General features: G+C 69.2%; 25 protein-coding genes. 14 read left to right on the top strand and 11 right to left on the bottom strand.

Going from position 1 to position 22,429, the window contains the following annotated elements; translation table 11 throughout:
* The first annotated feature begins 119 nt into the window (after positions 1–119).
* Positions 120–1,673 carry a Na+/H+ antiporter NhaC family protein gene (locus tag EKG36_RS05735; RefSeq protein ID WP_126481941.1) on the top strand — a complete coding sequence of 518 codons (1,554 nt, stop codon included), beginning with the start codon at positions 120–122 and terminating at the stop codon, positions 1,671–1,673.
* A 77-nt stretch (positions 1,674–1,750) separates the two neighbouring features.
* Here EKG36_RS05735 and trhA read toward each other — a convergent pair whose 3' ends face one another.
* Positions 1,751–2,425 (bottom strand): PAQR family membrane homeostasis protein TrhA, encoded by a 675-nt coding sequence (trhA, locus tag EKG36_RS05730; RefSeq protein WP_126481939.1) that lies wholly within the window; start codon positions 2,423–2,425, stop codon positions 1,751–1,753.
* A gap of 59 nt (positions 2,426–2,484) precedes the next feature.
* Positions 2,485–3,120, bottom strand: a complete 636-nt coding sequence (gene ribA, locus EKG36_RS05725; RefSeq protein ID WP_126481937.1) for a GTP cyclohydrolase II — start codon at positions 3,118–3,120, stop codon at positions 2,485–2,487.
* A gap of 140 nt (positions 3,121–3,260) precedes the next feature.
* On the opposite strand from ribA, the gene hemE reads away from it, so the two are divergent.
* From hemE to speE, 3 genes are all read left to right on the top strand, one after another.
* Positions 3,261–4,337: a uroporphyrinogen decarboxylase gene (gene hemE / locus EKG36_RS05720; protein ID WP_126481935.1), complete on the top strand. Its 1,077-nt coding sequence runs from the start codon at positions 3,261–3,263 to the stop codon at positions 4,335–4,337.
* Positions 4,330–4,710, top strand: a complete 381-nt coding sequence (locus tag EKG36_RS05715) for a VanZ family protein (protein ID WP_126481933.1) — start codon at positions 4,330–4,332, stop codon at positions 4,708–4,710. Before hemE ends, EKG36_RS05715 begins: the two co-directional genes overlap by 8 nt.
* A 67-nt stretch (positions 4,711–4,777) precedes the next feature.
* Positions 4,778–5,641, top strand: a complete 864-nt coding sequence (gene speE / locus EKG36_RS05710) for a polyamine aminopropyltransferase (protein ID WP_126481931.1) — start codon at positions 4,778–4,780, stop codon at positions 5,639–5,641.
* A 65-nt stretch (positions 5,642–5,706) separates the two neighbouring features.
* Here speE and EKG36_RS05705 read toward each other — a convergent pair whose 3' ends face one another.
* A complete protein-coding gene (locus EKG36_RS05705; RefSeq protein WP_126481929.1) occupies positions 5,707–6,198 on the bottom strand; it encodes a hypothetical protein in 492 nt (163 codons plus the stop codon).
* 225 nt (positions 6,199–6,423) lie between these two features.
* On the opposite strand from EKG36_RS05705, the gene EKG36_RS05700 reads away from it, so the two are divergent.
* Positions 6,424–6,852, top strand: coding sequence for a host attachment protein (locus EKG36_RS05700; protein ID WP_126481927.1), 429 nt, complete (start codon positions 6,424–6,426; stop codon positions 6,850–6,852).
* A 65-nt stretch (positions 6,853–6,917) separates the two neighbouring features.
* On the opposite strand, the gene EKG36_RS05695 is transcribed toward EKG36_RS05700, so the two are convergent.
* Complete coding sequence (locus EKG36_RS05695) at positions 6,918–7,844, bottom strand: LysR family transcriptional regulator (RefSeq protein ID WP_126481925.1); 927 nt, start codon at positions 7,842–7,844, stop codon at positions 6,918–6,920.
* A gap of 144 nt (positions 7,845–7,988) precedes the next feature.
* Between EKG36_RS05695 and EKG36_RS05690 the strand changes: the two genes are divergently transcribed.
* Complete coding sequence (locus EKG36_RS05690) at positions 7,989–8,765, top strand: ferredoxin--NADP reductase (RefSeq protein WP_126481923.1); 777 nt, start codon at positions 7,989–7,991, stop codon at positions 8,763–8,765.
* Between the two features lie 190 nt (positions 8,766–8,955).
* Here the strand turns inward: EKG36_RS05690 and glnK are convergent, their stop codons facing one another.
* The 3 genes from glnK to EKG36_RS05675 all read right to left on the bottom strand — a co-directional run bounded on the left by glnK (position 8,956) and on the right by EKG36_RS05675 (position 11,132).
* The gene (glnK, locus tag EKG36_RS05685) at positions 8,956–9,294 is read right to left on the bottom strand and encodes a P-II family nitrogen regulator (protein WP_126481921.1); all 339 of its coding nucleotides are present in this window, start codon (positions 9,292–9,294) and stop codon (positions 8,956–8,958) included.
* Positions 9,295–9,430: 136 nt separating this feature from the next.
* The gene (locus EKG36_RS05680) at positions 9,431–10,753 is read right to left on the bottom strand and encodes an ammonium transporter (RefSeq protein WP_126481919.1); all 1,323 of its coding nucleotides are present in this window, start codon (positions 10,751–10,753) and stop codon (positions 9,431–9,433) included.
* A gap of 40 nt (positions 10,754–10,793) precedes the next feature.
* A complete protein-coding gene (locus tag EKG36_RS05675) occupies positions 10,794–11,132 on the bottom strand; it encodes a P-II family nitrogen regulator (protein WP_126481917.1) in 339 nt (112 codons plus the stop codon).
* 294 nt (positions 11,133–11,426) lie between these two features.
* Between EKG36_RS05675 and EKG36_RS05670 the strand changes: the two genes are divergently transcribed.
* Positions 11,427–11,780, top strand: a complete 354-nt coding sequence (locus EKG36_RS05670; protein ID WP_126481915.1) for an accessory factor UbiK family protein — start codon at positions 11,427–11,429, stop codon at positions 11,778–11,780.
* Between the two features lie 64 nt (positions 11,781–11,844).
* A complete protein-coding gene (locus EKG36_RS05665; protein WP_126481913.1) occupies positions 11,845–13,350 on the top strand; it encodes a YifB family Mg chelatase-like AAA ATPase in 1,506 nt (501 codons plus the stop codon).
* Between the two features lie 20 nt (positions 13,351–13,370).
* Here EKG36_RS05665 and EKG36_RS05660 read toward each other — a convergent pair whose 3' ends face one another.
* Positions 13,371–13,856: a hypothetical protein gene (locus tag EKG36_RS05660; protein WP_126481911.1), complete on the bottom strand. Its 486-nt coding sequence runs from the start codon at positions 13,854–13,856 to the stop codon at positions 13,371–13,373.
* Positions 13,853–14,845, bottom strand: coding sequence for an alpha/beta hydrolase (locus tag EKG36_RS05655; protein ID WP_126481909.1), 993 nt, complete (start codon positions 14,843–14,845; stop codon positions 13,853–13,855). Before EKG36_RS05655 ends, EKG36_RS05660 begins: the two co-directional genes overlap by 4 nt.
* A gap of 240 nt (positions 14,846–15,085) precedes the next feature.
* Here EKG36_RS05655 and EKG36_RS05650 point away from each other — a divergent pair, with 240 nt between their 5' ends.
* Together EKG36_RS05650 and EKG36_RS05645 are read left to right on the top strand one after the other, a co-directional pair.
* Entirely contained in the window at positions 15,086–17,260 is a 2,175-nt protein-coding gene (locus EKG36_RS05650; protein ID WP_126481907.1) for a malate synthase G, read from the top strand.
* Positions 17,261–17,406: 146 nt separating this feature from the next.
* The gene (locus EKG36_RS05645) at positions 17,407–17,820 is read left to right on the top strand and encodes a PaaI family thioesterase (RefSeq protein WP_126481905.1); all 414 of its coding nucleotides are present in this window, start codon (positions 17,407–17,409) and stop codon (positions 17,818–17,820) included.
* Between the two features lie 215 nt (positions 17,821–18,035).
* On the opposite strand, the gene EKG36_RS05640 is transcribed toward EKG36_RS05645, so the two are convergent.
* On the bottom strand, positions 18,036–18,431 hold the full coding sequence (locus EKG36_RS05640; protein WP_126481903.1) for a DUF423 domain-containing protein: 396 nt from the start codon (positions 18,429–18,431) through the stop codon (positions 18,036–18,038).
* Positions 18,432–18,527: 96 nt separating this feature from the next.
* On the opposite strand from EKG36_RS05640, the gene thiS reads away from it, so the two are divergent.
* The 3 genes from thiS to trmB are packed head-to-tail and all read left to right on the top strand — an operon-like array spanning position 18,528 to position 20,358.
* Complete coding sequence (gene thiS / locus EKG36_RS05635; protein ID WP_126481901.1) at positions 18,528–18,728, top strand: sulfur carrier protein ThiS; 201 nt, start codon at positions 18,528–18,530, stop codon at positions 18,726–18,728.
* A 48-nt stretch (positions 18,729–18,776) separates the two neighbouring features.
* A complete protein-coding gene (locus EKG36_RS05630) occupies positions 18,777–19,574 on the top strand; it encodes a thiazole synthase (protein ID WP_126481899.1) in 798 nt (265 codons plus the stop codon).
* A gap of 28 nt (positions 19,575–19,602) precedes the next feature.
* Positions 19,603–20,358, top strand: coding sequence for a tRNA (guanosine(46)-N7)-methyltransferase TrmB (gene trmB, locus EKG36_RS05625; protein ID WP_246007442.1), 756 nt, complete (start codon positions 19,603–19,605; stop codon positions 20,356–20,358).
* Here the strand turns inward: trmB and EKG36_RS05620 are convergent.
* Positions 20,285–21,346: a DMT family transporter gene (locus EKG36_RS05620; RefSeq protein ID WP_126481897.1), complete on the bottom strand. Its 1,062-nt coding sequence runs from the start codon at positions 21,344–21,346 to the stop codon at positions 20,285–20,287. The two genes, trmB and EKG36_RS05620, sit on opposite strands and share 74 nt — an antisense overlap.
* A gap of 93 nt (positions 21,347–21,439) precedes the next feature.
* On the opposite strand from EKG36_RS05620, the gene EKG36_RS05615 reads away from it, so the two are divergent.
* Positions 21,440–22,324, top strand: coding sequence for a LysR substrate-binding domain-containing protein (locus EKG36_RS05615; RefSeq protein WP_126481894.1), 885 nt, complete (start codon positions 21,440–21,442; stop codon positions 22,322–22,324).
* The last annotated feature ends 105 nt before the right edge of the window (positions 22,325–22,429 follow it).

The raw sequence follows: 22,429 nt of genomic DNA, 5'->3' as shown, positions 1-22,429 counted from the left end.
CCCGGGCCGCCTAGGATGCCCGGCTGCCCGCCGCAGCCGGCGGCGGGCGCCACCCCTGATGCCGGATGGCCCCGTGGCCCGCGCACGGGGGGACACAAGAATTCCCTGGAGATCCCCTGATGTCTTTCGGTCTGTTTTCCCTGCTGCCGCCGGTGCTGGCCATCGTGCTGGCCCTGGCGACACGCAACGTGATACCGGCGCTGTTCTGTGGCGTCTGGCTGGGTGCCACCATGCTGGCGGGTGGCAACCCCGCCGCCGGCCTCTACAATAGCTTCGGCGATTTCATCATCCCCAGCGTCGGCGACGAGTGGAGTGTCACCGTCCTGATCTACTGTGGCCTGTTCGGCGTGCTGATCGGGGTGCTGCAGCGCACCGGCGGCGCCCAGGCCATCGCCCGGGCCATCTCGGCGCGGGTGGCTTCGCGGCGCGGCGCCCAGGGGGCGACCCTGGGCCTCGGTGTGCTGATCTTCTTCGAGGACTACTTCAATGCCCTGACCGTGGGCAGCGTGATGCGACCGATCACCGACCGCATGGGCGTATCGCGCGAGAAGCTGGCTTATATCGTCGACTCCACCTCGGCGCCGATGTGTCTGCTGGGCCCGGTCTCCACCTGGGTGGTCTTCGTGATGGGCCTGATCGGCACCCAGCTCGCCGCGATGGACGTCAACGGCTCCGAGTACCTCATCTATCTGTCCTCCATCCCGCTCAACTTCTATGCCTGGCTGGCGCTGGGGCTGATCGTCTTCATGGTCGTCACCCAGTGGGACTTCGGCCCCATGGCCCGGGCGGAGGAGCGTGCCCGCACCACCGGCGCGGTGATGGCCGAGGGCGCCCAGCCGCCCTCGGGCCATGAAGTCGAGGAGATGGCCACGGTACCTGAGCATCAGGCGCGCAAGCGCAACATGCTGGTCCCCATCGGCGTGCTGGTGGGAATGATCCCGCCGCTGTTCCTGTGGACCGGCGGCTTCCCCGAGAACGACCTGGTCACCGCGGTGGGCGAGGCCAACGGCGGCCAGTCGATCCTGATCGCCACCTTCATGGCGGTGGCCGTGGGTCTCGCCATGGGCATGGCGCAGAAGCTGTTCGACTTCCGCGAGGCCATGGACATCGTGGTGGACGGTATCAAGAGCATGACCCTGGTCTACATCATCCTCACCCTGGCCTGGTCCATCGGCAGCGTGACCACCGAGCTTGGCACCGCCGACTACCTGGTGACCCTGGCCGAGGCCAATATCGCGCCGAGCCTGGTGCCGGTGCTGCTGTTCTTGATCGGGGCACTGGTGGCCTTCACCACAGGCACCTCCTACGGTACCTTCGCGATCATGATCCCCATCGCCATGCCGGTGGCCATGGCCATGGACCTGTCGCTGTCGCTGGCCATCGCCGCGGTGCTCAGCGGCGGCATCTTCGGCGACCACTGCTCGCCGATCTCGGACACCACCATCCTGTCGTCGGCGGGGTCGTCCTGCGACCATATCGACCACGTGCGCACCCAGTTGCCCTATGCGATCACCGCCGGCGTGGCGGGCATCCTGGCCTTCTTCGTCGCCGGGCTCTCGGGGAGTGCCCTGGTCGGCGGCGGCGTCGGGGTCGTTGCCCTGGTGGCCACGGCGCTGGCCCTGCGCCTGCTGTGGACTCCCGCACCCCGCCAGCGGGAGGCGCTGGTCGACTGAACGTCGCAACGTTCGTCCAACCATGACAAGAGGCCCCCGATACGTCGGGGGCCTCTTGCGTGGTGCGGGCGCCTGGCTCAGGGTGGGAAGGGCAGCACGTCGGTGACCACGGCGAAGAAGTGGCAGGTGCTGCCGCCCATCACGCAGAGGTGCCAGATGGTGTGATTGAAGGGGATCGCTCGCACCGCGAAGAACACGATGCCCAGTGAATAGGAGGCGCCGCCGGCGATCAGCAGGCCGAGGCCGGTGAGGGAGAGGACGTCATCGAGCTCGCCGGCGGCGACCAGGATCAGCCATCCCATCAGCAGATAGATGGCCATGTGCAGGCCGCCGAGCGCCCAGGGGCGCCACAGCTTGAGGGCGATCCCGGCCACGGCCAGGGTCCAGATCACCGCCAGCAGGGGCTCGCCCAGGGAGTCCTGGAGGTTGACCATCAGGAAGGGGGTGTAGGTGCCGGCGATCAGGGTGTAGATGGCGCAGTGGTCCAGCACCCGGAAGGCCCGCTTGAGGCGGGGGTGGCGCGTGCCGTGATACAGGGTCGAGGCGGTATAGAGCAGCACCAGGGTGGTGCCGTAAAGCGAGACGGCGGCGACCTTGTGGGGTGTGGACTCCACGCCGCGGCTGCTCAGGGCGATCAGCACCACCATCCCGGCGACGCTGAGGATCGCCCCCAGGCCGTGGCTGGCGCTGTGCAGCAGCTCCTCGAGGAGCGAGTAGTCGGGGTCGCCGGGGTGCTCGGGTGGCCGATGCATGACGGGTCCTCCCTTTGTCCTTCGACGGCGGCGTCGAGGGGGAGGTTCCCGTCATGGGCTCAGGGCTTGCGTTCGATGTCCACGTCGCTGGCCTGGGTGAAGTCGCCCAGGGCCATCATATGGCCGAGCTTGCCGGCCTTGGTGGACAGGTAGTGCTCGTTGTGGGGGTTGAGGCCGGTGGTCAGGGCCACCCGTTCGCTGACGTCGACGCCGGCCCCGGTCAGGGCCTCGACCTTGCGCGGGTTGTTGGTCATCAGCCTGAGCGAGCCGATGCCCAGGGTCTCGAGCATCGGCAGGCAGAGGTCGTAGCGGCGCAGGTCGGCGGCGAAGCCCAGCTGCTCGTTGGCCTCGACGGTGTCGGCGCCCTGGTCCTGGAGGTGGTAGGCGCGGATCTTGTTGAGCAGCCCGATGCCTCGGCCCTCCTGGCGCAGGTAGAACAGCACCCCGCGGCCCTCCTCGGCGATGCGCTTGAGGGCTTCCTGGAGCTGGTAGCCGCAGTCACAGCGCATCGAGAAGAGGGCGTCGCCGGTCAGGCACTCGGAGTGCACGCGCCCCAGCACCGGCTCGCCATCGCCGACCTCGCCCAGGGTCAGGGCGATATGGTCCTTGCCGGTGGCCTCGTCCTCGAAGCCGTGCATGGTGAAGGTGGCCCAGGGCGTGGGCAGCCGGGAGGCGGCGATGTAGCGAATCGTCACGATGTACCTCGATGGAAGACCGGGCGTGGCCGTCGGATTCCGCTCATTCTATCAGGAAGCCGGGACGGGCTCACGACCACAGCCTGCGGCGTCGTGATGGGTTACAATGACGCCGACATTTTCCGTGGACGAGCGCCTGCATGGAACTCAAGAACGATCGCCTTCTGCGCGCCCTGGCGCGCCAGCCCGTGGACCGTACGCCGGTATGGATGATGCGCCAGGCCGGCCGCTACCTGCCCGAGTACCGTGAGGTGCGTGCCCAGGCCGGCAGCTTCATGGACCTGTGTCGCAACCGCGACCTGGCCTGTGAGGTCACCCTGCAACCCCTGGAGCGCTATCCGCTGGATGCCGCCATCCTCTTCTCGGATATCCTCACCATCCCCGACGCCATGGGGCTGGGACTGTATTTCGAGACCGGCGAGGGGCCGAAATTCCGCAAGCCGGTGCGCACGCCGGAAGCGGTAGCGGCGTTGGCCGTGCCGGATGCCGAGCGCGACCTCGACTACGTGATGAACGCCGTCTCGACCATCCGCGGCGAGCTCAACGGCCGGGTGCCGCTGATCGGCTTCTCCGGCAGCCCCTGGACGCTGGCCACCTACATGGTCGAGGGCGCCTCGAGCAAGGACTTCCGTCACGTCAAGGCCATGCTCTACGACACCCCGGACACCATGCACCAGCTGCTCGATACCCTGGCCCATGCGGTGACCGACTACCTCAACGCCCAGATTCGCGCCGGCGCCCAGGCGGTGCAGATCTTCGACACCTGGGGCGGGGCGCTGTCCACGCCGGCCTACCTGGAGTTCTCGCTGCGCTACATGGAGCAGATCGTCGCCGGCCTGATCCGCGAGCACGAGGGGCGCAAGGTGCCGGTGATCTTGTTCACCAAGAACGGGGGGCAGTGGCTCGAGGACCTGGCCGCGACCGGGGCCGATGGCCTGGGACTGGACTGGAGCACCGAGCTCTCCGTCGCCCGGGCCCGGGTCGGCCATCGTATTGCCCTGCAGGGCAACCTCGATCCCAACGTGCTGTTCGCGCGGCCCTCGGCGATCCGTGCCGAGGTGGCCCGCATCCTCGACAGCTACGGCGAGGGCCCCGGCCATGTCTTCAACCTGGGCCACGGCATCAGCCAGTTCACCGATCCGGACCACGTCACGGCCTTCATGGAGGCCCTGCACGAACTGAGCCCGGCCTATCACCGCAACATCGCCCATGCCTGAGACGGACTGGCTGCGGCGCTGGCACGACCGGCGTCGGCTGTGGGCCTGCCTGGCGGTGGCGGCGGCCCTGGTCGTTGGCTGGGGCAGCCTGACGCCCGCCAGCGAGCTGCCCCAGGCCCTGCCCTGGGACAAGGCCAGCCATTTCCTCGGCTATGCCGGGGTGGCTGGCCTGACCGGGCTCGCCGGGGTGCGGTTGCCGCTGGCTTTCCTCGCCGCCGTCCTCTACGGCGTGGCGATCGAGCTGGCCCAGATTCCCGTCCCCGGGCGCTTCGGTGGCGATGTCACGGACGTCCTGGCCAATGGCCTGGGGGCGGCGGTCGCCGTGCTGGCGCTCGCCGGCTTGCGCCGGGGCTTTCTTCCCGAGCGCGCTTAGGCTACCGTGCCGGCCGCCGCCCCATGTGGCGGCCACGGCACTCCATACGTCACCTTGAGGGTTCCCGATGAGCACGTCTCTCGATTCCGGCTGGTTCACCGAAGTCTTCGACAGCCATGGCAGCGCCTTCTCGCTGAAGGTCACCGAGAAACTCCACGAGGTGCAGAGTCCCTATCAGCACCTCGCGGTCTATGCCACCGAGACCTTCGGCAACCTGATGGTCCTCGATGGCTGCGTGATGCTCACCGACCGCGACAACTTCCTCTACCACGAGATGATCGCGCATCCGGCGCTGTTCACCCACGCGGACCCCAAGCGCGTGGTGATCATCGGCGGCGGCGACTGCGGCACCCTGCGCGAGGTGCTGCGCCATCCCGGCGTCGACAAGGTCACCCAGATCGACATCGACGAGGAGGTGACCCGGGCCGCCGAGCGCTTCTTCCCGGCGCTGACCGAATCCAACGACGATCCCCGCGCCGAGCTCAAGTTCGCCGACGGCGTGAAGTGGGTCGACGAGGCAGCCGACGCCAGCGTCGACGTGCTGATCATCGATTCCACCGACCCCGTGGGACCGGCCGAGGGGCTGTTCAAGACCGACTTCCTGCGTCGTTGCCATCGCGTCCTGCGCCCCGGCGGCGTGATGGTGCAGCAGAGCGAGTCGCCGCTCTATCACAGCGGCTCGATCATCCGTGATCTGCGCCGCGACATGGGCGAGGCCGGCTTCGACAGCGTGGCCACGCTGCCCTTTCCCCAGCCGGTCTACCCGTCGGGCTGGTGGAGCGTGACCCTGGCCGGCAAGGGCGCCGACGTCACGAGCTTCCGGGAAGTCGCCGCGGCGACCAGCGAGATGCCCCTCGACTACTATACCGCCGCGGCGCATCGCGGGGCCCTGGCGCTGCCGCCCTTTATGCGCCGGCTTCTCGAGGATTGAGCGAGCCCTCGGGCAGCACGAAAACGACGAACCCCGGCCACGGCCGGGGTTCGTCGTCTCGGAGCTCATAGTCGCGGTTCGCGCTCCGGGACCGGCTCCGCCTGGCCGCCGGCCAGGTCGAGGGTCGGCTCGTCCTGGGCGCGCGGGCGGCGCGGCGCCGCGCGGGTTACCCGGGCGCTGCCGAGGACGGTGTCTTCGGCCTCCATCGGCTGTGCCGCCGAGGTCCAGACCTGCTCGGCGGCGTGGACCGCGGGACGACGCTCGAAGGAGCGGGTGACCACGGCGGCGGGGGCGAAGCCGGTGCGCTGGTCGGCCAGGTGATACGGCAGCAGCCACAGCTCGGCAAGCAGGCGAAGCCCGATCATGGCCAGCAGCAGGGCACTGCCGCCCAGGGCGAGACGGGGGGCGGCGGTCAGCCAGTCGGTATCGGCGAGCCAGGGGGACTGGGAGGCCAGCCACAGGCCGCCGGCCGCCAGCAGGCCGACCTGGAGGACGGCGTGACAGAACAACAGGGTGCGTCGCGGCAGGGGATGACGGGGAAACAGAAAAGAGCGCATGGGGAATCCTCCGGGGCGGCGGGGATGGGCGTGCCGGGCGATGCACCGGCGATCCGTGCCGGTGGGCGGGCATCCTACCCCAGTCGACGGGCAGGCGGCAGTGTCCGCGGACGCCGACGCCGGGTGTCGCTCCACGCCGCCAGTTGACGCTCCGGGAGTGCCTTGCCAATGTTGAGGAGGCAGGCGGAGAGTCCTTCGCGTGCCTATCAGCATCAAGGAGCGACTATGACGACCTATATCGTGGTGGCCGATGCAGCCAGGGCTCGGGTGTTCACCCGGGATGCACTGAAGCTTGAAGAGAAGGACAGCCTGGTGCATGCCGAAGGGCGGCTGCATGAGGGCGACTTGGTGACCGACCGCAGCGGGGATGTCCACGAGTCGACATCCACGACGGCGCGCTCCGCCGGCGGCGAGAGCGTGGCGACCCAGCATCATGAGACGATCTTCGCCCGGGAAGTCGCCGATCGTCTCTATCGTGCGCGGGTCGAGAACACCCTGGAGAAGCTGATCCTGGTCGCCCCCCCGCGCTTTCTCGGCCAGCTGCGTGACAAGCTCGACCCCCCCACTGCCAAGCGGGTGATCCATACCCTGTCCAAGGACCTCACCAAGGCCAGCCTGGCCGATATCCAGGAAGCGGTGAGCGACCTGCGCTGACCCGCCTTCCCTTCCCGACGCTTCCGCCATGGGGTCGCACGGCCCTGTGGTGGCCTCGGCCATGCTCAGGAGTAGTAGGGCAGGTCGATCTGGTCGCTGCGGCGAATGCCCTCGGTCATCTGCCGGCAGAGCTTGAGAAATTCGCGCATGCCCGGTGCCAGGTACTTGTGACGGTGCCAGATGAAGGCGAACTGGCGGCTCAGGTCCAGGTCGGGGGTCGGAATCGGCGCCAGGCTGCCGCGGCGGAAGGCATCGCGCAGGGCCAGCTTGGAGACACAGCCGATGCCCAGCCCCGACTCCACGGCGCGCTTGATGCCCTCGGTGTGTTCCAGCTCGAGCAGGGTGTTGAAGCGACCACGCCGGTGGCGGGCGGCCTGCTCCAGGGTCAGGCGGGTGCCCGAGCCCTGCTCGCGCATGATCCAGGCCTCGCGGAGCAGCCGGTCGAGCTCCACCGGCCCCTGGTCGGCCAGGGGATGGCGCGGAGAGCAGAAGACCGCCAGCTCGTCTTCCACCCAGGGTTGGGTGATGACATCGTCCTCCTCGCACTGCCCCTCGATCAGCCCCAGGTCCAGCTCGTGGTGGCGCACGCCCTCGATGATGGTGCGGGTGTTGCGCACCTGCAGGCGGATGCGGCTGCCCGGGTGGTGCTGCATGAAGTCGCTGATCAGCAGGGTAGCCAGGTAGTTGCCGATGGTCAGGGTGGCGCCCACGTCGAGGGTGCCGATGCCCTGTTGGCCGCGCAGCAGCTCCTCCACCTCCTCGGCGCGGTCGAGCAGGGCCACGGCCTTGGGCAGCAGCTGGAAGCCCAGGGCATTGAGCTTGAGGCGCTTGCCGATGCGGTCGAGCAGGCGGCAGTCGAACTGGCGCTCCAGCTCCGCCAGGGCGGTGCTGGCGGCGGACTGGGACAGCGCCAGGGCGCGGGCGGCATGGGAGACGCTCTCGTGCTGGGCCACGGCCACGAACACCTCGAGCTGGCGCAGGGTATAGCGCATCCGGCGATCTCCACAGACTGATATCGGTAGTATAGATAAGCTTTATCCATACAACCCATTTAACAGATATTGTCGCTTCTCTTAGAATCAGCTGCAAAGACTTATCGACGCAACTATGCGTTTCGGGAATATATAGGAGCCGGCATGAGCAAGTTCGCCCTGGAAGAAGTCCTCAGCGTCCATCACTGGAACGACACCCTGTTTAGCTTCAAGACCACCCGGGAGCGCAGCCTGCGCTTCAAGAACGGTCAGTTCGTGATGATCGGCCTGGAGGTGGACGGCAAGCCGCTGATGCGGGCCTACTCCATCGCCAGCCCCAACTACGAGGACCACCTGGAGTTCTTCAGCATCAAGGTGCCGGACGGCCCGCTGACCTCGCGCTTGCAGCACCTCAAGGTCGGCGACCAGATCATGGTCAGCCGCAAGCCCACCGGGACCCTGGTTACCGACGACCTGCTGCCGGGGCGCAACCTCTACCTGCTCTCCACCGGCACCGGGCTGGCCCCGTTCATGAGCCTGATCCAGGATCCCGAGGCCTACGAGCGCTTCGAGAAGATCGTGCTGGTGCACGGCGTGCGCAGCGTCAGCGAGCTGGCCTACGCCAACTTCATCACCAAGGAGCTGCCGGCCCACGAGTACCTGGGCGAGGAGATCAGCGAGAAGCTGGTCTACTACCCCACGGTGACCCGTGAGGAGTTCCACACCATGGGACGCCTGACCGACCATATCCGCAGCGGCAAGCTCGCCGAGGACACCGGGCTGCCGGCCCTGGATCCCAAGCAGGATCGCGCCATGATCTGCGGCAGCCCGGCGATGCTCGACGACACCAGCGACCTGCTCGACGAGCTCGGCTTCAACATCTCGCCGCGCATGGGCGAGCCCGGCGACTACGTGATCGAGCGCGCCTTCGTCGAGAAATAAGCGCGACCCGGCTTCGCCGGGAGTTCTAAGCCATAAGCTTGAAGCGGGAAGACAAACCCTCCGAGGTGATGCCTCGGAGGGTTTGACGTTCATGGAGTGGAGCTCGGCATACTACTCTGCTTCGAGCTTCGAGCTTCGAGCTTCGAGCTTCGAGCTTCGAGCTTCGAGCTTCGAGCTTCGAGCTTCGAGCTCAGACCGCGTCCTTGTCGGTTTCCCCGGTACGAATCCGGATCACTTGTTCGAGCGCCATGACGAAGATCTTGCCGTCGCCGATCTTGCCGGTGTTGGCCACCTGGGTGATGGCATCGATCACCTGCTCGGCCATGCCGTCGTCGACGGCGACCTCGAGCTTCACCTTGGGCAGGAAGTCGACCACGTACTCGGCGCCGCGATAGAGCTCGGTGTGGCCCTTCTGGCGGCCGAAGCCCTTGACCTCGGTGACGGTGATGCCCTGGACGCCGATCTCGGAGAGCGATTCGCGTACGTCGTCGAGCTTGAACGGCTTGATGATCGCGGTCACCAGTTTCATGGTCCTGTCCTCGCGTTGTCTGTGTGTGATGGCGACGCTCGCCATCCGCATGGGTCTTAGTGCCAGAGGATACACCCGCGACGGGCGGATGAAAAAAATGGCCCCCTAACGGGGGCCAGGTTGGCTGTGGCCGGGGTCACTCGGCGCTCGACGTCAGCGGCTGGGAGTGGCCGATGCCCTCGCGCCGACCGCGGCCGGAGCCACCGCCATGCACCTTGGAGACGGTGAACTCGGGGTAGGCCTCCAGGCCGCATTCGGCCAGGTCGACGCCCTCGTACTCCTCTTCCTCGCTGACCCGGATGCCCATCACGGCCTTGATGATCAGCCACACGGCCAGGCTGGCGGCGAACACCCAGGTGAAGATACCGAGGATGCCGATCAGCTGGGCACCGAAGCCGGCGTCGGCATTCGACAGCGGCACCGCCAGCACGCCCCAGATGCCCACCACGCCGTGGGCGGAGATCGCACCGACCGGGTCGTCGAGCTTCAGCTTGTCGAGGCTGACGATGGACGCCACCACCAGCAGGCCGCCCACACCGCCGATCAGGGTCGCGCCCAGGGCGCTGGGCGACAGCGGATCGGCAGTAATGGCCACCAGGCCGGCAATGGCGCCGTTCAGGGCCATGGTCAGGTCGGCCTTGCGGAACCACAGCTTGGCCAGGATCAGGGCGGCGATGACCCCGCCGGCGGCGGCCGCATTGGTGTTGACGAACACCTGGGCGACGTTATTGGCGGAGGACACGTCGGACATCTTCAGCTCGGACCCGCCGTTGAAGCCGAACCAGCCCATCCACAGGATGAAGGTACCGAGGGTGGCCAGCGGCAGGTTGGCGCCGGGAATGGCGAAGATGCTGCCGTCCTTGCCGTACTTGCCCTTGCGGGGCCCGAGGACCAGCACGCCGGCCAGCGCCGCGGCGGCCCCGGCCAGGTGCACGATCCCGGAGCCGGCATAGTCGGAGTAGCCGACCTCGGCGAGCCAGCCGCCGCCCCAGGTCCAGTAGCCCGAGACCGGGTAGATGACCCCGGTCATGACCACGGCGAAGGCGAGGAAGGCCCACAGCTTCATGCGCTCGGCCACGGCCCCGGAGACGATGGACATGGCGGTGGCCACGAACACGACCTGGAAGAAGAAGTCGGAGCGCATGGAGTAGTAGGGGGCGTCGTCGCCGCCGGCCAGCACGGCGTCGACCGGGTTCTCGCCGCCGATCAGCATGCCCAGGTTGGGCAGGAAGCCGCCGGCACTGCTGGAGTACATGATGGCGTAGCCCACCAGCAGGTACATGGTGCAGGCGACGGCGAACAGCGCGATGTTCTTGGTGAGGATCTCCGCGGTGTTCTTGGAGCGGACCAGTCCGGCCTCGAGCATCGAGAAGCCGGCGGCCATCCACATCACCAGGGCGCCGCAGATCAGGAAGTAAAAGGTGTCGAGCGCATAGCTCAACTCGGCAAGTTCTGTCATGGCTCTCTCTCCGTGTCGGAAAAGGAAAGGCGGTCGGTGATCAGACGGCGTCGCCGCCACGCTCGCCGGTGCGGATGCGAATGACGTCTTCCAGGGGGGTCACGAAGACCTTGCCGTCACCGATCTTGCCGCTGTTGGCGGCACTGCAGATCGCGTCCAGCACGCTGTCGAGGCGAGCGTCGTCCACGGCGATCTCGATCTTGACCTTGGGCAGGAAGTCGACCACGTACTCGGCGCCGCGATAGAGCTCGGTGTGGCCCTTCTGGCGGCCGAAGCCCTTGACCTCGGTGACGGTGATGCCCTGCACGCCGTTGTCGGCGAGCGCCTCGCGCACGTCGTCGAGCTTGAATGGCTTGATGATGGCGGTGATCAGCTTCATCCCTAATCTCCCCTGCAGCTAGTGAGAGCGGCATGGTGCCGCACGGTGCATGTCACCAAGCTCCTGCGTAATCCATGCCAATAAGCTGATTACAATCGCCAATTCATGGGGTTGGAGAGATAGTGAAGGGGACGGTCACGCCGGCGCTGCGCGGCCGGGTCGCGCCGATGCACCGTCTTGGTGCCGATCCGCGGCGGGCCTGCGCCATGAAGAAGCGAGCGCGGGGAATGCGCGCCGCCAGCGCCTTGCGTATCCTGTCAGACAGCCATTCCACCACCGTTCAGGAGAGACACCATGGTCAGCCAAGATCGCATCAGTCGACTGGCTCAGCAGATCGGCGAACGCCTGCAGGGCGCGTCCCAGGCTCCCGAGGAGGTGCAGAAGGGTATCCAGCAGGTCGTGCGGGGCGCCTTCGACCGTCTGGAGCTGGTGTCTCGGGAGGACTTCGACATCCTGATGGACGTGCTGCAGCGTACCCGCGGCCGGGTCGAGGCCCTGGAGAAGCAGGTCGCGGCCCTCGAAGAGGCGCTGGAGACTTCCCGGCCGGGCGCCGACCACGAGGCACCGGCACCGGCCCCGGCCGTCGAGGCACCGGAGCCCCCCGAGGCGCCCGATGAGGATACCAGCGCCGGCGAGGCCGGCCGCTAAGCCATCGAGCGGTCCCCCCGGTGCTGGGCTAGCCTGAGGGCAGGCAACGCGCGAGGGACCGCCGATGACGCTAGCAATCATTCGCACCCGGGCCGGGCTTGGCCTCGAGGCCCCCGAGGTCCTGGTGGAGGTGCACCTGGCCAACGGCCTGCCCGGCATCACCCTGGTCGGCTTGCCGGAGGCGGCGGTCAAGGAGAGCCGCGAGCGGGTGCGCAGCGCCCTGATCAATGCCGGCTTCGACTTCCCCCTGCGACGCATCACCCTCAACCTGGCGCCCGCCGACCTGCCCAAGGACGGCGGTCGCTTCGACCTGCCCATTGCCCTGGGGCTGCTGGTGGCCTCCGGCCAGGTGCCCGCCGAGGCCCTCGAGGCGACCGAATGCGTGGGCGAGCTGGCCCTGGACGGGGCCCTGCGACCGGTGACCGGCGTGCTGCCCCTGGCCCTGGCATCGCGCCGCGCCGGGCGCCGGCTGATCGTGCCGGTTGCCAACGCCGACGAGGCGGCGCTGGCCGGGGAACTCGAGGTGCTGCCCGCTGCCCACCTGCTCGAGGTCGTGGCCCATCTGCTGGGCCAGGCGCCCATTCCCGCCCACCGGCTGGGCCGGCCGGCGACACGCGAGGCCCCCGGAGCCGACCTCTGCGAAGTGCGCGGCCAGCACCAGGCGCGTCGGGCGCTGGAGGTGGCGGCGGCCGGGGGCCACAACCTGCTGTTCGCTGGCCCTCCCGGCACCGGCAAGACCATGCTGGCCAGTCGGCTGCCGGGCATCCTGCCGCCGCTCGGCGAGGACGAGGCCCTCGAGGTGGCGGCGGTGCGCTCGGTGAGTGGCCTGCCGCTCACCGAGCAGTGGGGCCGCCGGCCCTTCCGCGCCCCGCACCACACCGCCAGCGCGGTGGCCCTGGTCGGCGGCGGCTCGCGACCACGACCCGGGGAGATCTCCCTGGCCCACCACGGGGTGCTGTTCCTCGACGAGCTGCCGGAGTTCTCCCGCCAGGTGCTCGAGGTGATGCGCGAGCCCATGGAATCCGGACGGATCCACATCGCCCGGGCCAATCACGAGCGCTGCTATCCGGCGCGCTTCCAGCTGGTGGCGGCGATGAACCCCTGTCCCTGTGGCCACCTGGGGGACCCCCGCCAGGCCTGCCAGTGCACCGCAGCCCAGATCCAGCGCTACCAGGCGCGCCTGTCGGGACCGCTGCTGGATCGCATCGATCTGCAGGTGGAGGTGCCCGCGCTGCCGCCCGAGCAACTGACCTCCCGGGAGCCCGGGGAGGGCTCGGCGACGGTACGCGCCCGGGTGCTGGGGGCCCGCGAGCGCCAGCTGGCCAGGGGGGCGCTCAATGCCCACCTGGCGGGGGGCGAGCTGGAGCGTGCCTGTGCCCTCGACGCCGGTGACCGCGTCTGGCTGGCCGGGGTGCTGGAACGGCTGAAGTTCTCGGCGCGGGCCTACCACCGGGTGCTGCGGGTGGCCCTGACCCTGGCCGACTTGGCCGGTCTGCCGCGTCCTGGCCGTGAGCAGCTGATCGAGGCCATCGGCTATCGCCAGCTCGATCGGTTGCTCAACGGTGGCTGAGGGCGCGGGCAGGGCGTTGCCTAGAGCGCGGAGGCATCCAGGGCACCGTCGATCTGGGACTCCCAGACGGCTCCTTCGTCGCCGGGGCGGCGCAGGGCCAGCTTCAGGCGGTAGGGGAGCAGCTGCCGGTCGGACAGCGTCAGTCGCGGGCCCGTGGCCATCAGCCGGCTGTCCAGGCGCCACTGGTTGCGGCCGGCGCCCTCGGACAGGGTCGGCTGCCAGTCGAGGACCTGGGGACCCTGCTCGATGCCGAGCAGGGCCCGGGTCAGGCTCTCGAGCAGGCGTGTGTCGTCCACCTGGAGGTCGGGATCGACCTCGGGCATGGCCAGCAGCAGGACCTGGTCGGCGGTGGGGCGGGGCAGCGCCGATGTGGTCGCCACTTGCTCGGCGGCCCGCTTGCCGAGGCCCAGCAGCGCCTGGCGCACCGTCTGAGGGGGTTCCGGGGCGCCGGCGCAACCCGCGAGCACCAGCAGGGGCAGAAGCAGCAGCGGCAGGCGTCGGGTCATGGGGCCGAGCGCCTCCGGCGCGATGCCAGCGACGGCCGGTCGTCGCGATGGGGCTCGAGGCCGGCGATGAACCGCTCCAGCTCATTGAACAGCGTGCGACGGATCGGCTCGGCCTCATTGACCAGGTGGTGACGGGCCTCGGGATGGCGGTGAATCTCGGCGTTGGGAAACTTGCTCTCCAGCACCTCGAGGTTCCACTCCCAGTCCACGGTCAGGTCCTGTTCGCCCTGCAGGATCAGGGTCGGTACCGAGCTGGCCGGCAGGGACAGCAGCTGCGGCATCCAGCGCCGCATGGCGTCGACCCACTCCATGGCCAGGCGGTCTGGCTGCAGCGGGTCGCCCTCGCGCAGGAAGGTGGCGAAGTCGCGGTCCGTGGAATTGTCGCGGAAGCGGCGCGGGACCGAGCGGACAAAGGGCCCTACCAGGCGATGCAGCCAGCTCGACTGGGACCAGCCCCAGGGGCGCACCAGCGGGGCGAGCAGGGCCAGGCCGGCCCAATGGCCATCATCGCCCCGGCGCAGGGCGTCGGTGGCGAGTATTGCCGCCCCGGTACTCTGACCGATGCCGAGCCAGGGCTGGGGAGCCAGGTCCCGGGTGGCCAGGTAGTGTTGCAGGCTGCGCAGGCAGTCGCCGTACTCGTCGAAGTCACCGATGGAAGCCCGCGTGCCGCTCGACAGCCCGTGCCCCGGCAGGTCCCAGAGCACCACCCGCCAGCCGCGATCCAGCAGGCACTCCAGCAGGTGACGGTAGAGCCCCAGGTGGTCATAGTAGCCATGCACCACGAAGGCTGTGCCGATGGGGGCCGGCGGGCTCCAGACCTGGGTCCACAGGCGGAAGCCGTGAGCGTCCACGTAGCCCACGTAGAGCCCCACGTGCTCGGCCAGCAGCGGCGCCAGGCCATAATGGCCGAGATAGCGCTCGAGATCCTGGCCGGTTCGGTCGGCCGGCGCAATCGGGCCCAGGGCCTGTAGGGGGCTGAAATCGCTCATCGAGTCCTCCGCAGTGACTGCTCATGCTAGCGCCTTGCTGAGAGCGGAACCACTGTTCATTAATGATGGGAGTCAGACTACCGGCTCTCGTCTTTTGGTCTACCCTGCGGGGATGTCCGCCGGCTTCGGGTTTACATGTGGAAGCAATTTCCACAAAATCTTGTCACGCAGTCACCTTTCCCTGTCCGGCTGTTCGGTGCCAAGGGGGCGCCGGATCGCCACGCATAGGAGAACGACCCCATGACCCAACGCATTACCCGCCACCGCCTTCAAGTGGCCGCCGAGCTGGACCGTTTCATCAACGAGCAGGCCCTGCCGGGCACCGGGGTCGACCCCGACGACTTCTGGCGCGGCGTGGACGCCCTGTTTCATGATCTGACACCGAAGAACCGCGAACTGCTCGCCGAGCGCGACCGCCTGCAGGGCGAGCTCGATGCCTGGCACCGCGAGAACCCGGGGCCGGTCCGTGACATGCCGGCCTATCGCGGCTTCCTCGAGCGGATCGGCTACCTCGAGCAGGCGCCCGCCCAGGTCCAGGTCACCACCAGCGATGTCGACCGCGAGATCGCCGTGCAGGCCGGGCCGCAGCTGGTGGTGCCGGTCAACAATGCCCGCTATGCCCTGAATGCCGCCAATGCCCGCTGGGGCAGCCTCTACGATGCCCTCTATGGCACCGACGCCATCGCCGAGGAGGATGGCGCCGAGAAGGGTGAGAGCTTCAACCCCAAGCGCGCGGAGAAGGTCATCGCCTACGCGCGTGGCGTACTCGACCGGGCCGCGCCGCTGGCGACCGGCTCGCACGGCGACGCGGTGAAATATGCCCTGCGTGACGGTCACCTCACGGTGACCCTGGACGGCGGCCGCGAGACCGGCCTCAAGGAGCCGGGCAAGTTGGTCGGCTACCAGGGCGAAGCCGACGCGCCCTCCGCCATCCTGCTGGTCAACAACGGCCTGCACCTGGAAATCCAGGTCGATGCCGGCCACCCCATCGGCAAGACCGACCCGGCGGGGGTCAAGGACGTGGTCGTCGAGGCGGCGCTGACCGCCATCATGGACTGCGAGGATTCCGTGGCCGCGGTGGATGCCGAGGACAAGGTCGGGGTCTATGCCAACTGGCTGGGCCTGATGAAGGGCGACCTCGAGGAACAGATCGAGAAGGGAGGCAAGTCCTTTACCCGCCGCCTGCACGATGACCGGACCTGGACCGCCCCCCAGGGGGGCGAGGTGACCCTGCCGGGCCGTGCCCTGCTGTTCGTGCGCAACGTCGGCCATCTGATGACCACCCCGGCGGTGCTCGATGCCGAGGGCAACGAACTGCCCGAGGGCATCCTCGACGGCATCGTCACCAGCCTGGTCGCCCTGCACGACCTCCAGAAGGATGCAGCGCAGCCGTGCAACTCCCGCCAGGGCTCGGTGTACATCGTCAAGCCGAAGATGCACGGCCCCCGGGAAGTGGCCTTCGCCAACGAGCTGTTCGGCCGCGTAGAGGACCTGCTGGGCATGGCCCGGGACACCCTCAAGATGGGCATCATGGACGAGGAGCGCCGCACCTCGGTCAACCTCAAGGCCTGCATCAACGAGGCGACCTCCCGGGTGGTGTTCATCAACACCGGCTTCCTCGATCGCACCGGCGACGAGATGCACACCGCCATGGAGGCCGGGCCGATGATCCGCAAGGGTGACATGAAGAACAGCACCTGGATCGCCGCCTATGAGCGCAGCAACGTCCAGGTCGGCCTGGCCTGCGGCCTGCGCGGCCACGCTCAGATCGGCAAGGGCATGTGGGCCATGCCGGATCTGATGGCCGCCATGCTGGAGCAGAAGATCGGCCATCCCAAGGCCGGCGCCAACACCGCCTGGGTGCCGTCGCCCACTGCCGCGACCCTGCACGCCCTACACTATCACCAGGTCAACGTGGCCGAGGTGCAGCGCGAGCTGGAGGCCCAGGGCGAGCCGGACTTCCTGGATGAGCTGCTCACGGTGCCGGTGGCCGAGACCCCGGACTGGTCCGACGAGGAGATCCAGCAGGAGCTCGACAACAACTGCCAGGGCATCCTCGGCTACGTGGTGCGCTGGGTCGAGCACGGCGTGGGCTGTTCCAAGGTGCCGGACATCCATGACGTGGGCCTGATGGAGGACCGCGCCACCCTGCGGATCTCCAGCCAGCACGTGGCCAACTGGCTGCACCATGGCGTGGTGGATGCCGACCGGGTCCGGGCGACCCTGGAGCGCATGGCCAAGGTGGTGGACGAGCAGAACGCCGGCGACCCGGACTACACGCCGATGAGCGCCGACTTCTCCGCCTCCCACGCCTTCCAGGCTGCCTCGGACCTGATCTTCAAGGGGCTCGCGCAGCCCGCCGGCTACACCGAGCCGCTGCTGCATCACTGGCGTGCAGTGCACAAGGCCGGCTGAGTCGGCCCCCGGCGCCCCCTGACAGGTCGCCCTCCGGTCGCCAGGCCGGGGGGCGACGCGCGTCGGGCTCGACCTTGGAGGACTGTGCGCCGCCGGGTGGCTGGGCTATCTTGGGGGCCATCGTCCATTGCCGCAGGGAGCGCCCCATGACCGTGATGACCGCCGCCGCCATCGAGGACTTCCTCGACGAGGTCTTCCCCCAGCGTTCCGGTACCATCGAGGGCGTCGACGAGATGCGGGCCACCATGAGCCTGGCCATCGAGGACGAGCACCTGAGGCCCGGCGCCAGCGTCTCCGGCCCCACCCTCATGGGGCTCGCCGATGTCTGCCTCTACGTGGCCATCCTGGCCCAGATCGGCCCCGAGCCGATGGCGGTGACCAGCGACCTGCACTGTCGCTTCCTGCGCCGTCCCCGCGGCGACCGCGACATCATCGCCAACGCGCGCCTGCTCAAGCTGGGGCGTCGCCTCGCCGTGGGCGAGGTCCAGCTGTTCTCCGCCGGCGACGAGGCGCCGGTGGCCCTGGTCACGGCCACCTATGTGCTGCCGGACAGCGACTGACCTTCGGGAAGCACGGTTTTACTGCTGCGCTCGACGGCCCACAGGGAAGTGGGAAGTGCGTGGGTTCGTCGTGAACGAACCTAGCCATCCTGACCGCCGGCGGTGCCGGTGCGCCGGCCCGGTCGTTCTCCTCATGTAGCAGGCTACACTCCGGGAACTGTGCTCCGGCGTCGGCCAGGCTAGGCGCCCCCGCCTCTCCTCGCTCGCGACATAAATCAGCGCTCCCCGGAGTCAAAACGAGGGGCGCGGAGTACACAGCTTGCCAGCGCCAGCCAGCCGCCGATCAGCAGCACGCCGCCCAGCGGCGTGACCAGGCCGAGCCGCCCCAGGCCCGACAGGGCCAGGGCATACAGCGAACCCGAGAACAGCAGCATGCCCACCGCCCACAGCCCCAGCACCAGGTGCTGCCCGGGGTGCGGGCAGGCGCTGCGCCAGGCCAGCACGCCGAGCATCGCCAGGGTATGCCAGGCCTGGTAGCGCACCCCGGTCTCGACGGCCGCCACCAGCCGCGGGGCCAGGCTGCCCTCCAGGGCATGGGCGCCGAAGGCGCCGGCCATCACCATCAGGGCGCCGGACAGCGCCGCCGCCAGCCACCAGGCTCGGTCCTGCATCTCGGGTCTCCTGCGATCGTCACGCGGTTACCGTACCCGGCCCGGCCCTGAGGCGCTACAATATGGGCCCGCGAATCCGCAGTCCCGGAGAGAGCCATGCAGATCCAGCTCAATGGCGAGGCCCGCACTCTGGAGGCCGATGCCTCGGTGGCTCGGCTGGTCGAGGCCCTTGGCCTGACCGGTCGTCGCATCGCCGTGGAGGTCAACGAGGAGATCGTACCCAAGAGCGTCCACGCCGAGACGCGCCTGGCCGAGGGGGATCGGGTCGAGATCGTCCACGCCATCGGTGGCGGCTGAGATGCCGAGGCGGTACCGCGAACCAGCTTCCACAGGAGCACAACAACCATGATCGATATCTTCCAGGATGCACCACTGCGCATCGCCGGCCGTGAATTCGCCTCGCGGCTGCTGGTGGGCACCGGCAAGTACCGGGACTTCGACGAGACCGGCGAGGCCATTGCGGCCAGCGGTGCCGAGGTGGTGACCTTCGCGGTGCGACGCACCAATCTGGGGCAGGACGCCGCCGCGCCCAACCTGCTCGACGTCGTCTCGCCGGAGCGCTACACCCTGCTGCCCAACACCGCGGGGTGCTACACGGCCAAGGATGCGGTACGGACCTGCCGGCTGGCCCGCGAACTCCTCGATGGCCACAACCTGGTCAAGCTCGAGGTGCTGGGGGACGACACCACCCTCTATCCCGATGTGGTGGAGACCCTGGCCGCCGCCGAGACGCTGATCAACGACGGCTTCGACGTGATGGTCTATACCAGCGACGACCCCATCGTCGCCCGCGAGCTGGAGCGCCTGGGCTGCTGCGCCGTGATGCCGCTGGGCTCGCTGATCGGTTCCGGCCACGGCATCCAGAATCCCCACAACATTCGCCTGATCATCGAGCAGGCCGCTGTGCCGGTGCTGGTGGATGCGGGCATCGGCACCGCCTCGGAGGCGGCTCTGGCCATGGAGCTGGGCTGCGACGGCGTGCTGATGAATTCCGCCATCGCCCACGCCCGCCAGCCGCTGCTGATGGCCAGCGCCATGAAGCAGGCGGTCCAGGCCGGCCGCGAGGCCTTCCTCGCCGGGCGCATGCCGCGCCGCCAGAGCGCCGAGCCGTCCTCGCCGCTGGCCGGCCGCATCAACGCCTGACGCCCTCTCCCCCGACCCACGAGACCCGATGCCGCGCATGAACGCACCGCACCACGACGACACCCCCTCGACCCCCGGCCCGGAAGGCCCCGACGCCCCGCTGCATCGCCGGGGCATCAAGAGCTACGTGCTGCGTGCCGGCCGCATGACCGCCGCCCAGACCCGGGGACTCGAGGAGGTCTGGCCGCGACTGGGGCTGACCCTCGCCGACGGCCGCCAGGACCTCGATGCCCTCTTCGGTCGCCAGGCTCCGCGGGTGGTGGAGATCGGCTTCGGCATGGGGGCCTCGCTGATCGAGCAGGCCGAGACCCATCCCGACACCGACTTCATCGGCATCGAGGTGCACGCCCCCGGGGTCGGCAAGCTGCTCGACGAGGCCGACAAGCGCGGCCTGACCAACCTGCGCGTCTATCGCGAGGACGCCCTGGCCGTGCTCGAGCAATGCCTGCCCGAGGCCAGCCTCGATACCCTGCAGCTGTTCTTCCCCGACCCCTGGCCGAAGAAGAAGCACCACAAGCGGCGCATCGTCCAGCCGGCCTTCGTCGCGCTGGTGCGCACCCGGCTCAAGCCCGGTGGCACCCTGCACATGGCCACCGACTGGGAGGCCTACGCCGAGTGGATGGCCGAGGTGATGGACGAGGCCCCCGGCTATGCCAACACCGCCTCGCCGGAGACCGCCCCCTATGTGCCGCGGCCCGACTTTCGCCCTCTCACCAAGTTCGAGGCCCGCGGCGAGCGGCTGGGGCACGGGGTCTGGGATCTGATCTACCGCCGCGTCGACTGAGGGGGCTTGCGGTGTCGGCGTGGCCGCCGGCCCCGCGCCCGTGGAGCCGGCCCGCCACCAGGGCGGCCCCGGCGCCGAGCAGTCCCAGCATCATGCCGGCGGCGCCGAGTCCGCCCGGCAGCTCCCCGAACAGCAGGGCCGTCCAGCCCAGGGTCACCGCCGGGGTCAGGGCAACCAGGGCGGCGCTGCGGCTCACGCCGAAACGGCGCAGGCTCTCGAGGAAGAAGCCATAGCCGCCGAAGGTGGCCAGCAGGATCAGCCAGGCCAGCGCCGTCAGCGTGTCCGGGGTGAGGGGTGGCAGTGCCGGCCAGCCCGCCTGCCGCACCATGGCGGCCAGCCAGAACACCAGTGTCGCCGCCGCCAGCTGGCTGGTCAGCCGGGCCTCCATTGCCAGGCCCGCCGGCCGCCGGGCGCCCAGCACGCTGCCCAGGGTCACGGCCGCCACCGCCAGCAGCGGCAGGCCGTAGGCCCAGACCGACGCGCCGCCCGCGCCCTGCAGGTCATCCAGCACGCACAGGCCGGCCCCCAGGGTCGCCACCGACATGCCCAGCCACTGGGCCGGGCGCGTGTGCTCGCCCAGCCACCAGCCGGCCAGACTGGTGGCCGCGAGGGGTTGCAGGGCGCCGATCAGGGCCGCCACGCCGGCGCTGACGCCGGCCTCCACCGCCAGCAGCATGGCCAGCAGGTAGCCCCCCACCGTCAGGCTGCCGACGAGGGCGTCGCGGGCCAGGACGCGGGCCGGCGGTCCCGGTTCCTGGCGTCGGGCGGCCCGCAACGCCCACCAGCTTCCCGCCAGCAGGGTGGCCAGCAAGAAGCGCCAGGCGTAGAGCGACAGCGGCGGCGTATCGACGGCCACGGCCAGGCGGCTGCCCACGAAGCCGCTGCTCCAGCACAGCACGAAGCCGACAGCCACGGCGAGGCCGGCCAGGGGGGCGGCTCCCGACCGCGGCCAAGCCGCTAGCGCCGACAGGCGTGAAAAGGCTCGCATGGCACCTCCCCGGGCAGCCGCTGACTTGTGGGGGAGAGTCTGGATCGCCTAGAGTCTTTCGGGAATCGAAACTTTTTTCAGCGAGTGTTCAATATGACTGAAGGCTCTTCGGACACCCTGGATCTGGAAGCCCTGCGCAGTTTCGTGGCGGTGGCACGGCTCGGGTCCCTGGCCGCGGCCGCCGAACAGCGGCATCGCACGGTCAGCGCCCTGAGCATGCAGATCAAGCGGCTCGAGACGCGGCTGGGGACCCGCCTGTTGCTGCGTGGTCCGCGCGGCATGACGCCAACGGCCGCCGGCGACACGCTGCTCGGCGAGGCTCGGGAACTGCTGCGTCACCACGATGGCCTGGTGGCCCGGATCAGCGGCCGGGGCCTGAGTGGCCGGGTACGCTTCGGCCTGCCGGAGGACTATGCCAGCCGTCTGGTGGGGCGGTTGCTGCCGGATTTCCTGGCCCACCACCCGGATGTGGTGCTGGAGGCGGTGACCGCCACCAGCGGCGACCTGGCGAGGCGGCTGGAGCGGGGCGAGCTGTCGCTGATCGTGGCCCTGGACCGCCCGCACCGGCTGATCGGCGGCGAGCCGCTGTGGCGCACCACGCCGGTCTGGGCAGGGGCGCGGGAACTCGCCCTGGCGCCGGACCACCCGCTGCCGCTGGCCCTGCACCCGGTGGACTGCCCCTATCGCCATCTGGGGGTCGAGGCCCTGGAAGCCAGCGGTCGCCCCTGGCACGCGGTGTTCACCAGCACCAGCATCCATGCCTTGGAGACGGCCGTGGAGGCCGGGCTGGCCGTGAGCATCCTCGAGCGAGACCGGTTGACGCCGGCGATGCGCGAGCTGGGCGAGGCCGAGGGCCTGCCTCCCCTGCCGGCCTGCGAGGCCCAGCTGCACTACGGACGCCGGGTGACCGCCGCTTCCTGGCCGGCGGTGGAGGCGCTGGGCGAGCTGTTGAAGCAGCGACTGGGACGGCGCGAGTGACGAACAAAAAAGAAAGCCGCCCCGGAGGGCGGCGAAAAGACCGTGACTAGCAATGAGGAGGAGAAACCGGGACAGGGACTGGCAGGCTCCCTGACCGGGATGGCG

Origin of the sequence: Halomonas nitroreducens, from assembly GCF_003966155.1 — a bacterium.
In the GTDB taxonomy this organism is placed as follows: domain Bacteria; phylum Pseudomonadota; class Gammaproteobacteria; order Pseudomonadales; family Halomonadaceae; genus Halomonas; species Halomonas nitroreducens.
The sequence above is the reverse complement of the archived record's forward strand: the minus strand, read 5'-3'. Positions and strand labels throughout refer to the sequence as shown.